Genomic DNA, 14,329 nt, shown 5'->3' with positions numbered 1-14,329 from the left:
GACACTGGCGGAAATACTGGTGGAGACACTGGCAACACTGATAGTGATAACAAACAAACTGTTGTTAACGATGAGGTTAAAACTTCAAATGGTTCAAAAGATAAATCTGAATTACCGGAAACTGGATTAAGCGATGAATCAGACTACGCTACTACTGTATTCGGCACAATAACTTTAGCTGCATCATTATTACTATTAAGAAGACAAAGAAAAGAATCTAAATAGTTATAAATTTCATGGCGAGCTAATCTAATCAAGATTAGCTCGTTTTTTATTTTTTAAAATATAATAATGAAATTATTAAAAAATAATTCACTTAATTTCATATTAGTGTATAATATCCTTGTGTTAAATGATAAATAATATCAATAAAAAATTACATAGGAGTTGTTAACAACATGAAACACCAACATAAGAAAAACACACTCATTTTAAATAATTTCTTTTCAATTAGAAAGCTTAAATTTGGAGTAGCTTCAATCACATTAGGTTCAGCACTTATTATTGGTGCACACCATGAAGCTCAAGCCGCTGAAAGCAATAATAGTCAAGGTACTCAAAACTCTACAACTATTGACCAAACTAACAAAAATACGAATCAATCAGCGCAACAAGCGCAGTCCAAACCAGCCGATACGGTTGCTACTCAAAATTCAAATACTCAAAATAACCAAGCTACTACGCAAAATGCGCCAACTACTAATACAAACAATAGTAATTCAAAGTCGAATGAACTTTCTCAAACTTTAAATTTCCAAGTTCAAAAAGATAAAACAAACGACGTTTCTCACATGGATCAATATGTGCAGCATCCTGGTAAAGTAATAAAAAAAGATGATAAGTACTACTTCCAAATCACTTTAGACAACGCCTCATGGTGGAAGAGTTTTCGATTTTTCGATGAAAATGAAACTGAATTACCCACTACAGTTGTAGATGATAATACTGAGAAAGATACTAAAACAGTAAATATGGAAGTAACACCAGGTATGAATAATATTATTAGTAAAGTTCATATTGTAATACCTGCTTTAAAATATGATCATGAATATACAACGCATATTGAATTAGAAAGTGTCATCCCTACTATTGAGGACCCAGAACCAACGGCTACTCAAAACCAAGCTAAACAAAATGATAATATGAATGTAGAACAACCTGATGCTGGTAATAATCAAGCTAAAAATGAAAAACCATCAGCTCCGGTAAACCATACTGATACTAATAATCAAAACACTAAAATTGATAGTCAGGACAAAAAAGATAACGCTTCTACAGATCAACAACCTGATGCTAATAAAAAACAAGACACGACTCAAAAGCCTTCAGCGCCTGTAAGCGATACTGTTACTAACAATCAAAATGATAAAACTGATAATCAAGCTAAAAAAGATGACGCTTCTAAAAATCAACAAACAGCTACTGACAAAAAACAAGATACTAAAAAACCGGCAGCTCAAGTAAGCGATACTACTAAAAAGCAAGATGTAAAAACTAATAAAAAAGATGATACTTCTAAAGATAAACAACCTGATGCTGATAATAAACAGGATACGGCTAAAAAACCTTCAGCGCCTGTAAGTGATACGACTAAAAAACAAGAAGTAAAAACTAAGAAACAAGATAAAAAAGATGACACTTCTAAAAATCAACAAACAGCTACTGACAAAAAACAAGATACTAAAAAACCGGCAGCTCAAGTAAGCGATACTACTAAAAAGCAAGATGTAAAAACTAATAAAAAAGATGATACTTCTAAAGATAAACAACTTGATGCTGCTAAACATTCTGAAAAACTCGATAAAATACATAAAGACTCCAACGGCCCTAAACCTAAGAAAGACCAAAAGCATGATAAAGATTCTAAAGAAGCCAAAGGAAAAGATTCTGTAGTTAAAGACAATAGTAAATCTAAAACTTCAAAAGAATTACCAGAAACAGGTTCAAAACAAGAATCAAATAGTAACAGTCTAGTATTTAGTCTTATCGCCCTATTATCTTCATTATTACTTCTTAAAAGAAAAAACAATAAAAATATCTAATGACTTACTACAAGTACATCATTATACGATGTACTTGTTTTTTATTATAAAATTAAATCAATAAAATATTTTTAAAATAGTATTCAAATTAAAAATAAATAGTGTATAATACACCCTAAGCTAATTGATAAGGTTTATCAATTAGAAATTTATTTTCAGGAGTGGTTAACACCATGAACAAACAACATAAGAATCATTCATTGAGGTATGCCAATTACTTTTCAATACGTAAATTAACCGTAGGAGTAGCTTCAATCATGTTAGGAACTGCCATCTTCTTAGGTACTAATCATGAAGCTCAAGCTGCTGAAGATACTACTTCCCAAGCTATTACTAATTCGGCTGCTTCTTCTGGACAAAACACTAATACAGCTCACCCAACTGGGGCTTCTACCTCAAGTTCAACTAATCAAAGTGATCAAGCTCAACAGAAAAATACTACTCAAGCTTCATCTGATACACAGAGCACATCAACTTCTCAAAATAATTCAAATAATAATGCTAGTAATACAACTCAATCCGCTTCAAACACTAGTCAAAATGCACAAACTAAATTTCACTCTGCTGATAATTTAAAAGAAGCAATTAAAGATCCAGCAGTCGCAAATCAACCACATGATGAGGGGCCCAGACGCCCTATAGAATTTAGTTTAGAAGGTAGTAGTGAAAAAACTTTCTATATAGAAGCGAGCACAAAAAACCCGGCTGATGTCATATTTACAAGAGATGGCGCAAAAGTTGAATTTGAAGTTCAGACCGCAGATTCATTTGAAAAATTTGAAGTATATAATGGCGATACTAAATTACCTGTTAACCTTGTTTCATTTGATTCAGAAAAAGATTATGCATATGTAAGATTTCCAGTTACAGATGGAACTAAAGAAGTCAGAGTTCTTGCTACAGTAGTATGGGGTGGTGGTACCAACAAAGATTATTATGACGCAAGATTAGTATTTAAAAAGCCAATTCAAAATGATACATCCCAATTCCAAACCCAACAGGAATATGATACTGAGAAGTTATTAGAACCTTATAGAAAAGCTAAAACATTGGAAAGACAAGTTTATGAATTAGAAAAGATTCAAGATAAACTACCTGATAATTTAAAACAAGAATACAAGGAAAAACTTGCTAAAGCTAAAAGTGATTTAGAACAAGAAGTAACGTCCGCTAAACCTGAGTTTGAAAATGTAGAACCTACTCCCAAAACATTAACTGACGAAAAAAATGCTGATTTCGTAGTACTTGAAAGTACTGAAGATAATCCTTCAGTTATGGACGGCTTTGTTCAACATCCTTTTAAAACAGCGACTATTGATGGTAAAAAATACGTTGTAATGCAAACTAAAACTGACTCATATTGGAAAGATTTAAAAGTTGAAGGTAAACGTGTGGTGACTATTTCTCGTGATAAAACGAATGATACACGTACAATCATTTTCCCTTATGAAGATGGTAAAGATGTATACAATGCGATTGTAAAAGTTGTAGTTAAAAATATTGGTTATGATGGTCAATATCATGTAAGAATTCAAAATAATGAATTTGCGAAGAAACGTGTTTCAAGTGATTCAACGGAAAATAAATCAACTTCTACAGACACGAGTACTTCAAATGCATCACAAAACAGTGATTCATCTAAAAAAGTAACTGCTAAAGATTATCAAGCAACAACATATAAAAATATTTATAAAGATGTTGTGTATGATAAAAATAAATTACATAAAGAATTACCAATTTTTGTAAGTGGACATTTTAGAAATGCAATTAATAATGAGGAATCATCTTTATACGAAGGTGCTTTAAATCCTAATGTAAAAATTGAAAAATTAAATGATTTATATAAATATACTGTTCACTTACATCCTGGAATTGCTGATGTCGGCGGAGAATTCTATGATTTTGAACTTTTCAAAGTAGAATATAAAGACCAACCATTAGAACTTAAAACAATTAATGAAAAGAATAAAATTAAGGAATTCACTGTAACCTCTAAAGATTTATTAGAGAAAATTCAACTCACAGGAACAACTAAATATCCTGAAAATATTAATAATCCTAATAAAAGTAGAGATCAAGCTCATGACGTAACACTTCAATTATACTATGATAGTGCGCGTCAATTTAATAATGACTTATGGAATGATCCTAAAGAGCGTCCATCTAAACCAGCTAAAACAACTAAACCGGCACCATCATCACAGAATCAACAAACTACTACTCAAACAAACAATAATGACCAATCATCAGTTCCAGATCATGAAGTTGAAACAGCTAAAGTTCCAACTGCTTTCCCTGTAACTATCAAAGGGGATTTGAAATATCAAAAGGACAATGCCCAAGATTCGACATACGCTAATTTATTCGAAAAGGATGTAAAAGTAGAAAAAGTTGGAGACAAATATAAATATACTTTCAAAGTCAAAGAAGCAAATGGTAATTCACTTATTACTAAGAGAACTAAATATCAATTTTCTAAAATTACCCATAATGGTGAAAACGTGATATTAACTGATCAAGGTAATAAAGTTAAAGAAGCAGTTTTAACTACTGATAAATTACTAGATAAAATCCAACTCGTAACTAAAGTGGTATCTAAACTTGATAAAGAAGGAAATGACGTAGCAACAACATTAGTGCTTGATTTCCCTGTTATAGAGAAACCAAAAGCTGATTCTAACCAAACGAACAATCCTACAAATAATAATCCAAACAATAATAATGCAACGACTAACCCTGTAGAAACACCAACAGCTAAACCTAATGAAACACCAACAGCTAAACCTGCGGAAACTCAAAACACAACATCATCAGTAAAACCAAATTCAACAGAGTTTGAAAGTGCTATTACTACACCTACAGTATTAAAAGATGAAAAAGCCGTTGATTTTTCTATACTGAAAAAATTAAAAGATCAACCTTCTGCAATAGAAAATTACGTTCAAAAACCTATCAAAGTAGCTGTAGATGAAAAAGGCAACAAACTTGTAGTTCTTACAATTAAAAATGATTCTTATTGGAAAGAATTTAAAGTTGAGGGCCAACGTGTAACTACAATAGCAAGAGATAAAGAACATGATACGCGTACTGTTGCGTTCCCTTATGTAAAGGGTCAAAAGGTTTATAACGCATTTGTAAGTATTGAAGTACCCAAAATCGGCTATAAAGGAAATTATGATATTAGAATAATTAATGATGAACCTAATAAAGAATTCGAACCTATTCCAATTCCTAAAAAAGAAAAACCAAATCCTAAGCGTCCAACAAAACTTACAAAGACTTCTTCAAAAACTAAAACTTTAACAGTTACTAAAGATAGAAAATCTGACCAATCTCAAACAGTAACAGTTATTAAAGATAGTAAGTCAAACAAATCTCAATCAACTGACAAATCTAAAACTTTACCTAATACTGGTTTAGATTCTTCTCAAACAACAATATGGGCAAGCTTAATAGCATTCTTAGGTAGTACGTTACTCATAAATAGAAAGAACCGTAAAAGTGACAAACATTAATAGCACTATCTTACAAAATATTAATCAATAATTTATCGTCGGCCTACAGCAATCCCCTACAATGCTGTAGGTCGATGTTTATAATAAATAAAAAATCCAGTAACCTTAGACAGATTACTGGATAAAAATAAATATATAAATTTATTATTTAGAAACGACTTCTTCACCGTTGTAAGAACCACAGTTTTTACATACGCGGTGAGATAATTTGTATTCGCCACAGCTTGGGCATTCAGTCATACCAGGTACTGAAATTTTGAAATGCGTACGGCGTTTATTTTTTCTTGTTTTAGACGTTCTTCTTTTTGGTACTGCCATGATTAATCCTCCTTAAGAATAGACACTTAATTAAAATGTCAGTTCAATTAATACTATTATACCATTAATTAAACTGCTATTGCTCTTTATCATATAATTGTTGTAATTTCTGAAGCCTTGGATCAACTTGCTTAGTTTCAGAATCATCTTCTTGTTCTTTTTGAACTTCAATTAATTGATCTTCATCAATGACTTCCCAGCCATTACCTTCTGTTAGCATTTGATCACTATTTTCAGAAAAGGCGCGCATAGGCTTTTCAATAATTACAAGTTCTTCAGCAATGTCTTTGATATTAATCATACCATCAGTGACAAGATGATAATGTTCATCTTCTTGATCGTCATCATCGGTATAATCATCGTAGCCTTCTAAGTCAAATACTTCTGAAGTAGTTACATCTAGAGGCACATCTACTGGCTCTAGCGTACGTGCACATGGCATAGTATATGTACCAGTAACATGCATATCTGCAATCACTTCATTAGATTTCACTGTTAATAGGCCTTCAACATTTATTTCTGATAGATCAATTAAATCTAATGACTCTTTCAAATGATCAAAATGAGCCTTTTGGTTAAACTCAAACGGCTTACCTTGATACTTTCTCAATTGTGTTATTGACCATTTCATATGGCTTCACCTCTAACAAGCACAAAATTTATTTTAACTTTCCCAACAAAAGTTGTCAAGATTTTTTCTTAACATATATTGTTCTGTTACAATACTAATGATGAATATTGAAAGGACGAAATGCAAATGAAAAGTGTTGGGCTCATAACTGAATATAATCCATTTCATAACGGACATTTATATCACTCACAACAAACTCAACTTCACTCCAATTCAAATGTAACAATTGCGTTGATGAGTGGCAACTTTGTTATGCGTGGAGAACCTGCAATTTATAATAAATTTACTCGTGCTGAAATGGCCCTCACTGGCGTTGATTTAGTCGTGGAATTACCGTTAATAGCTAGTCTCTCTTCAGGAGATACATTTGCTGAAATGGCTATTAAAGTAGCTCATTATTTAGATATTGATGAAGTTTCTTTTGGTAGTGAAAGTGCAGATATAGAAGAATTACAACAACTTGCGTCTACTATTTCAACTTTAGAAAGCCACCCCGATTTTAAAAGTAAACTTAAAGAAGGAAAGAGTTACCCTCGTATATTGAGTGAACTCACTGATCATCATGAACTTATTCAATCGCCGAACAACATGTTAGGTATAAGTTATCTTAAGGCAATCAAACGATTTGCACCACTTATAAAAGCAATGACAATTAAACGTGAAGGTTCACATCATCACCACTCTGAAATACAGCATCCTACCTTTGCAAGTGGAACATCTATTCGTCAGTCTTTAATAAAGAACGATAATGAGTGGAAACGTGTGGTTCCTGAATCAGTACACGCTTTGTATCATAAACCTCATGCTTCAATCGAAGATACATTCCCTTTCATTAAGTATCAACTTATGGTGCAAGATACTGAGGCTTTAGCATCAATATACACTGTAAATGAAGGCTTTGAGAATCGTTTAAAATCTATAGTTCAAGAAAGTTACTCGTTCAAAGAACTAATGGAGAAGCTTAAAACGAAACGTTACACTTATACTCATATACAACGTGTGCTTATGAATGTATTAATCAATGTACGTGCTCATAATGTAAAAAAAGACATCGACGCTGTTAGAATTTTAGGAATGAACGATACTGGTAGAAATTACTTAAAATATTTAAAAAATAAATTTCCTGAGCGTCATTTTATCACTAACATAAATAAAAAAAATGCACATTATTTCCAAAATGAAATTAAAGCTACACAAGTGTATAATCTTATCAGCAAACAATCTCAAACAGATTTCAACACACCTATCATACGCAAATAAAAACCATTTCAACACATACCCTTACTGATTGAATTTCGTTCAGTAAAAATTGTTGAAATGGTTATTTTTTAAACATCAAATTTATCTTTTAATGCTTTCTCAACATTTGGTGGTACAAATGCTGAAATATCTGCTTTATAGGCTGCTACCTCTTTTACAATGCTTGAACTAATAAATGAATAATTTGTGCTTGTCATCATGTACATTGTTTCAATATTATTATTTAACTTCTTATTCATGGAGGTTAAACGTAATTCATATTCAAAGTCACTGACTGCACGTAGACCTCTGATAATCGTTCTTGCTCCTACTTGATCACAGAAGTCGACTAACAATCCATTAAAGTGATGAACTTCTACATTTGATAAATGTTGAACAGAATCTCTTATTAAATCAATTCGTTCTTCTAAATCAAATGTTCCACCTTTGCTGCTATTTTTTAACACACATACATGAATTTCATCAAAGCGATCGGCGCTTCGCTCTATAATGTCTAAGTGTCCATATGTAATAGGATCGAAACTACCGGGAATAACTGCTCTCGTCTTACTCATTTTATTCTCCTTTTTCAAGTAACAAAGTATCTGTCAAACCGTAATGATAACGCTTAATCACTTGGAACGGCTCATATTTAATATCCTCATGATTACTAAACTCACAAACGATAATACCATTTTCTTTTAATAAATTAAACTCCGAAATTCGCTCAATTGCTTCATCAATTAACCCCTTTTTGTAAGGAGGATCTAAGAAAATGACATCAAATTGAATATCACGTTTAGCAAGTGCTTTTAACGCTCTATCGGCATTATTTTTATATACTTCAGCTTGAGGCATTAAATCCAATTGATTTAGATTAGCTTTGATGACTTTAACAGCCTTAAAGTTTTGATCTACAAAAATAACTTTTTCCATACCACGTGATAAAGCTTCTATGCCTAATGCTCCGCTTCCTGCGAATAAATCTAATCCTAAACCTGAAACTTCATGCAAACTGTTAAAAATGCCTTCTTTTACTTTATCCATAGTAGGTCTTGTATTTCGTCCTTCAAGACTTTCTAACGCTTTACTTTTATGTTTACCTGCAATTACGCGCATCGCTCACACTTCCATTTCAATAAGTTATTTAATATAATTTGTTGTATTAAAGGAGACTGATTAATTTATGAAACAATCGTTTATCAAAATCGGTGAAGGTTTAACAGATTTATTTGAATTCACTACCCTTATCGAGTTCAATCACCCTCGTATCAATCGCATCATTTACTTTCATTCGCCACAATCTGAGAAACAACTATCTTCAGTAGCAATGATTATGAATCCGACATCTGGCAACCACTTTCAAGCTATGTATATCATGGTTAATGCTTTAAACTATCCATATCCAGATGGAAATAAGAAATTTGAAATCATTAATACTGAAGCTGAAAAGTATAATATTCCAATTGTAGGCATTGATGTTCAACCACCAGAAACTTACCCTGATATAGATTTATATTTTAACTATCTTATCAGCGTATTACGTCTACAACGCTGGATTCCACCATTACAATAAAACATGAGTGTTTATAGCACTTCATGTTTTTCCTTCTCATAAGTTTTCTTTAAAAACTTATATGGTGACCCATCAATATCTCTCACATATTTAAGCTGCATGAGTTTATGTACTACATTATCAGCATCTGCTTCATTGACGTACATCACCACATATTTTCTTTGTCTATTTGAATGAACAATATGTCCATATTTTCTTATTTGTCGTTCGTGCTTAATATGTTTTAAATAAATAATTAAACTTACTCTAGGAATTAAATTCATATCTTGCTCACTCCATTATTCATACATAAGTAATCATATCACGTCTATGTTTGTATTGAAATGACTATGATTGTTCTTGAAACACCCTAACCACTCTATGTAAGTTTATCCTTACGCCCACTATTTTTGAAAATGAATACTATTATGATTATACGAAATGAAGATACTATACTTTTAATAATAAGAAAATATTTGTTAAGCTATGTCTAATAATAAAGAGGAGGCTCATAGATGAGTAATAATAAAAGATGGTTAGTCAAAGGTTCTTTAGCAACCGCTGGTATCTTAGGAAGTTTGTTTTACTTTAATAAAAATAAAGCACCTAAACAAGTTAAGTCTATTCCAGCATTCTTTTCAGGACAAGCACCCTATTTATTTGCCCATAGAGGTGGGATGGCAGTTCGTCCTGAACAAACTCAATTAGCATTCGACAATGCAGTAGAATATGGACTAGACGGTTTTGAAACAGATGTACGTTTAACTCAAGATGGTAAATTAATTGTCTTTCATGATGCGCTTGTCGACCGTACTACTAATGGTTCAGGTAAAGTCAGCGAACATACTTTAGAAGAATTGAAACGTCTAGACGCAGGCTATCATTTTACAGATATTAATGGCGCTACACCTTATCGCAATGATCCTCATGCCAAAATACTTTCATTTGAGGAATTATTAGAGATGTATCCAAACATGTATATCAATGTTGATTTAAAAGATGCACCTAATACGTATGAAGGTCGACTTGCTCCTGAGGTGATGTACAATACTATTGTTAAACATCAAGCGCAAGATCGTGTGCTCGTAACAAGTTTTCATAAAACTCAAATTCGACGCTTTGTTGAGTATAGCAATGATGAAATAGCCGTCGGTGCTAGTCAAGCTGAAGTAGCTGAAGGTTTCTTGAAATTTAATAGTATGCTTGGAAATACATTCACGCCTCAAGCTGATACATTTCAAATGCCAACTGAGTTTAAAGGTGTGCCGTTAACGTCTAAACGCTTTATCGACTGGCTAAATTTAAATAATATTGTTCCAGGTTTCTATGGTGTGAACAGCATTGATTTAATGACAGACCTTTATAATAAAGGCGTTCACACCTTAGTTACAGACCGCCCTGACTTAGCTAAACAATTTAAAGAAACCTTACTTAATAAGTAAAACACTATTGCTTTAAACTTATCGATACAGTAGAGACTTTATATAAAATAATATGCATCCTAAAGTTAGATTTTCAACTCATTGTTATAAAAGCATTTCATTTCAAATAGACTCATCATCACAAATCAAATCATAATTAAAAAACACTTTCGATGACATTTTTTATTCATCGAAAGTGTTTTTATTGCTAGATTAAATACTCTCTTCGCGTCTTCTTTATATATATATTTATAATGAACAATTGCAAGATCCACCAGTTGCACACCCATTATGACCTGTTTGGAAGAATGGATTCCCCGCTTCAATTTTCACATTTTCCGAAACTGCGAATGCAATTTTTGTCAATACTTCATCAATTAAATCCTGTAATGCGACTTCCTTTGTCTTATATTCCATGACAACAGGTAACATTTCGTATGCACGCTTACGTTGACGTGTTTCCATCATAATTCTTTTATAGTCAGGGTGATATTTACCAAATCTCATGACATCATCGTATTGATCTTTTGACTTTAAAAATGCTTGATAAAGTAGATGTGCTTCGTCATCATTTTCTAAATTATCTTTAGCATATTGATAAGTTTGATATACGTCTGATTGAACAATCATATCAGATAAATTTTCTATCTCATCTAAAATGGATAATGTTTCTTCAGTAATCATATTCTCACCCTTTCGTATTTTACTTTTCCAAGAAAATTAATGAATAATAATCTTTCATAACCTCTCCGCCCATTTCGTCATACTTATTATTTAACATACGAGAGCGGTGGATATCTGAGTTCATCCAACTATGAATTAAAGTTGGTACATCATCAAAATCATACCCTACGTTCTGACTCGTTGATGTGTAGGACACATTGTTTTCATCGAGTTGTTGTGTCAATGCATTCTCAGTGAATTCGGCACTATCAGTACCCTTTTCAGTTGCTTCATACAAGTTAATTGAAGCTATATGTGCAATATCGTCATTAATTTTTAGAGGTTTTAACCCCTTTAACTCTCTCATTTGATTAGTGACTTCATAAAGTGTAATGAGTTGATTCGGGTTCTGTTCAAACGGTGTTGCTTTATCTTTAGAATCTGAACTGTCACCTTCATCGGTATTTAATTTATATGGTTGTAGTGCCGCTAATGTATCTGAATCTAAAAATCGAACTGCTAAGATTTTGTTTGATTCTTGGTCAGAATAAACTTGTGCGTAGACATTACCATATTTAATTAATGTTTGAGTTTTCATATCTTCATCTGACATTTCAAATCGATACGTCTTACCATTAGATTGTATCGTTGGTTCCGGGTTAATGCTTGTATTTTCAAATAGATGTGAGGCACTCTCACCGATAGTTAACGGATCAACTTTGACGTCTTTTCCGGTTGCATAAACTGAAGTAATAATATCTTTCTTAGTACTTACGATATAATATTCATTATCTTTTTTGAATATGTAATTTTTATAACCATATTTAAATGGATATGTACGATCAGCTTGACCATAGTGTTTAGTCATAAATTTAATATCCTTACCAATCCAAGTACCAATGCCATGTTTAGGTTTAGGATTTTCAACATTCTTATTAGACTTTTGGAATTGTTCTGAATGATTACTTTTATTACTTTTATTTGGATTCTCTAATACATCAAATTTAAGACGTGGTGAGTAAAATAAATAAATTAAAAAAGTAATTAAAAAAATAACACCTACTACTTTGATAACTAACTTTTTCATTACTCACCCACCTCTACAGAATTAAGTTTATTGTACAAAAATAGTCTATTATTTATCAAGACAAGCGATTAAACCTTCAACGCTAATTTATAGTTTTCTAGTTTAGTATTGTAGCTAAAATTAAAAAAACTGACAAAACCTACAATGAAGTTTTATCAGTATAGTTGAATAGAAAGAACGAATAAATAAATTATAGTCCTAGAGTTGCTTTAATTAATGAGGTTGTTTCTCCGCCTGGGTAAAGTACATACAATAGAATGTACACCGCCACGCCAGTAATTGCTGTGAAGAACCAAATAATCGATGCAACCGGTCCAATCTTTCTATGAATATTAAATTTATCATTAAAAGCTAAAATAATTTGTACTAATCCTAATACACCGCCAATAGTAGCTAAGTTGATATGGAAAACTAAAAAGATAGTGTAGTAGATTTTCACTGAATCTGGACCACCAAAGGCAGTATTCCCTATGAAAATTGTTCTACTAGCGTAAATAATAAAGAAAGTTAATGCAAAAACTGCTGCCCATAACATGACTTTTTTATGTTTATCAATTTGACGTTTCCAAATTAATCTCCATCCGATAGCCACTAAGATTGCACTAATGACGATACATGAAGTACTTATCGTGGGTAAAATGGGTACGCTCATAAGTTTCATCCTTACTTAAGTAAATTTAGATCATTTTAATTAATGAAACGACAACAACAAGTACGAAAAATACAACTAAGTAGTTCAATGAATAAATGAACATTTTTGTCGCCCATTTTGTTTGGTCAGAATCTTTCTTAAAGGTAGTCAATCCTAATGCTAACCATCCTAGATTAAGTAATGTAGCGATGACTACAAATGTTACACCTAAGCCAGACAATAAGAATGGTAAAGGTAATAAGAATACTAACCAAATGAACATGCTAATTCTAGTGCGTTTAAAACCTTTAACTGATGGTAACATCGGAATATTAGCTAATGAATATTCGTCACTTCTTTTAATAGCAAGTGCATAAAAGTGAACGGGTTGCCAACAAAAGACAACTAAAAATAGTGCAATGGCTGCTAAGCTAATATTGCCATCGATAGCTACCCAACCAATTAAAGGTGGTACAGCACCAGGAAAACTTCCAACAACTGTATTCCAAGTTGTATGTCGCTTAGACCAAATTGAATAATAAGAAACATATCCTACAATACCTATTAAACCTAAAACGCCTGAAGGTACGTTCAATAGGAAAAGACTAGCTTCACCAATTAACATCATACCAAAGCTTAATATTAATAAGTTTCTATCTGAGATTCTATCGTTTACAGTCGGTCTACTTTGTTTACTAGGCATGATGCTATCAATATCTTGATCATAATAATTATTTAAAGCACATGCGCCCCCCATGATTAAAGTAGAGCCAACAATCATCAATAATATTTGAGGTATAGACGATAGGAAGGAATGGTTTGTCATTACAACTGCAAGCCATGCGCCTGCAAATGCAGGTATCAAGTTACCTTGAACGAGGCCCATTTTTATGATTTGTTGTAATTCTTTGAAGGTTACTCGGCCCGTATCCTGTGACAAAGTGTGTTCTTTGCTCATAGTTCCCCTCCTTGAATTTTTCATATAGTACAATGATATAGTATATTTTATTAAAAGACTAGGTTTTATAAAATTAAATTGTGACACTTTAGCGACATTATAAATCGTCGATTTTGTGACACAATTAAAAATGGTATTCTTGTTATAATGAGTTAAAAGCAAAAATATGTACATTAATTTAAAGTACTAAAATAACAAGTGTCAAAACAATTTATATTGTCTTTTTTGTCTTATAATCACAATATGTGATGCAATAAATAACGTTAAAA

At 32.0% G+C, this 14,329-nt stretch carries 15 protein-coding genes; 6 read left to right on the top strand and 9 right to left on the bottom strand.

What is annotated here, in order from left to right:
* From HMPREF2642_RS11865 to HMPREF2642_RS08035, 3 genes are all read left to right on the top strand, one after another.
* Window positions 1-225: LPXTG cell wall anchor domain-containing protein (locus HMPREF2642_RS11865; RefSeq protein WP_256276643.1), on the top strand; the 225-nt coding region annotated here is incomplete at its 5' end.
* Window positions 226-398: 173 nt separating this feature from the next.
* A complete protein-coding gene (locus HMPREF2642_RS08040) occupies window positions 399-2,042 on the top strand; it encodes an NEAT domain-containing protein (RefSeq protein ID WP_030065237.1) in 1,644 nt (547 codons plus the stop codon).
* A 173-nt stretch (window positions 2,043-2,215) separates the two neighbouring features.
* A complete protein-coding gene (locus tag HMPREF2642_RS08035; protein ID WP_070597773.1) occupies window positions 2,216-5,557 on the top strand; it encodes an NEAT domain-containing protein in 3,342 nt (1,113 codons plus the stop codon).
* 144 nt (window positions 5,558-5,701) lie between these two features.
* Here HMPREF2642_RS08035 and rpmF read toward each other — a convergent pair whose 3' ends face one another.
* Window positions 5,702-5,875, bottom strand: a complete 174-nt coding sequence (gene rpmF, locus HMPREF2642_RS08030; RefSeq protein ID WP_002435373.1) for a 50S ribosomal protein L32 — start codon at window positions 5,873-5,875, stop codon at window positions 5,702-5,704.
* Between the two features lie 76 nt (window positions 5,876-5,951).
* Window positions 5,952-6,506 (bottom strand): YceD family protein, encoded by a 555-nt coding sequence (locus HMPREF2642_RS08025; protein WP_002435440.1) that lies wholly within the window; start codon window positions 6,504-6,506, stop codon window positions 5,952-5,954.
* 126 nt (window positions 6,507-6,632) lie between these two features.
* Here HMPREF2642_RS08025 and HMPREF2642_RS08020 point away from each other — a divergent pair, with 126 nt between their 5' ends.
* Entirely contained in the window at window positions 6,633-7,766 is a 1,134-nt protein-coding gene (locus HMPREF2642_RS08020; protein ID WP_049428005.1) for a nucleotidyltransferase, read from the top strand.
* Window positions 7,767-7,834: 68 nt separating this feature from the next.
* Here HMPREF2642_RS08020 and coaD read toward each other — a convergent pair whose 3' ends face one another.
* Together coaD and rsmD are read right to left on the bottom strand one after the other, a co-directional pair.
* Window positions 7,835-8,320: a pantetheine-phosphate adenylyltransferase gene (coaD, locus tag HMPREF2642_RS08015; RefSeq protein WP_002435417.1), complete on the bottom strand. Its 486-nt coding sequence runs from the start codon at window positions 8,318-8,320 to the stop codon at window positions 7,835-7,837.
* A 1-nt stretch (window position 8,321) separates the two neighbouring features.
* Window positions 8,322-8,864, bottom strand: a complete 543-nt coding sequence (gene rsmD, locus HMPREF2642_RS08010) for a 16S rRNA (guanine(966)-N(2))-methyltransferase RsmD (protein WP_030065228.1) — start codon at window positions 8,862-8,864, stop codon at window positions 8,322-8,324.
* Between the two features lie 67 nt (window positions 8,865-8,931).
* Between rsmD and HMPREF2642_RS08005 the strand changes: the two genes are divergently transcribed.
* A complete protein-coding gene (locus tag HMPREF2642_RS08005; protein ID WP_002435389.1) occupies window positions 8,932-9,321 on the top strand; it encodes a DUF7147 family protein in 390 nt (129 codons plus the stop codon).
* Window positions 9,322-9,332: 11 nt separating this feature from the next.
* Here HMPREF2642_RS08005 and HMPREF2642_RS08000 read toward each other — a convergent pair whose 3' ends face one another.
* The gene (locus HMPREF2642_RS08000) at window positions 9,333-9,584 is read right to left on the bottom strand and encodes a DUF2129 domain-containing protein (RefSeq protein WP_030065226.1); all 252 of its coding nucleotides are present in this window, start codon (window positions 9,582-9,584) and stop codon (window positions 9,333-9,335) included.
* 231 nt (window positions 9,585-9,815) lie between these two features.
* On the opposite strand from HMPREF2642_RS08000, the gene HMPREF2642_RS07995 reads away from it, so the two are divergent.
* Window positions 9,816-10,742, top strand: a complete 927-nt coding sequence (locus tag HMPREF2642_RS07995; protein ID WP_030065224.1) for a glycerophosphodiester phosphodiesterase family protein — start codon at window positions 9,816-9,818, stop codon at window positions 10,740-10,742.
* Between the two features lie 228 nt (window positions 10,743-10,970).
* On the opposite strand, the gene HMPREF2642_RS07990 is transcribed toward HMPREF2642_RS07995, so the two are convergent.
* The 4 genes from HMPREF2642_RS07990 to cyoE all read right to left on the bottom strand — a co-directional run bounded on the left by HMPREF2642_RS07990 (window position 10,971) and on the right by cyoE (window position 14,060).
* Entirely contained in the window at window positions 10,971-11,405 is a 435-nt protein-coding gene (locus tag HMPREF2642_RS07990; protein WP_030065222.1) for a YlbF/YmcA family competence regulator, read from the bottom strand.
* 19 nt (window positions 11,406-11,424) lie between these two features.
* Window positions 11,425-12,471, bottom strand: a complete 1,047-nt coding sequence (locus HMPREF2642_RS07985) for a CAP-associated domain-containing protein (RefSeq protein ID WP_030065220.1) — start codon at window positions 12,469-12,471, stop codon at window positions 11,425-11,427.
* 190 nt (window positions 12,472-12,661) lie between these two features.
* Window positions 12,662-13,123 carry a DUF420 domain-containing protein gene (locus tag HMPREF2642_RS07980; RefSeq protein WP_002435338.1) on the bottom strand — a complete coding sequence of 154 codons (462 nt, stop codon included), beginning with the start codon at window positions 13,121-13,123 and terminating at the stop codon, window positions 12,662-12,664.
* Window positions 13,124-13,148: 25 nt separating this feature from the next.
* The gene (gene cyoE / locus HMPREF2642_RS07975) at window positions 13,149-14,060 is read right to left on the bottom strand and encodes a heme o synthase (RefSeq protein WP_002435363.1); all 912 of its coding nucleotides are present in this window, start codon (window positions 14,058-14,060) and stop codon (window positions 13,149-13,151) included.
* Window positions 14,061-14,329: the final 269 nt, after the last annotated feature.

The organism is Staphylococcus sp. HMSC055A09 (assembly GCF_001809655.1).
GTDB classification, from domain to species: domain Bacteria; phylum Bacillota; class Bacilli; order Staphylococcales; family Staphylococcaceae; genus Staphylococcus; species Staphylococcus capitis.
This window is presented reverse-complemented; position numbering and strand designations above follow the sequence as displayed.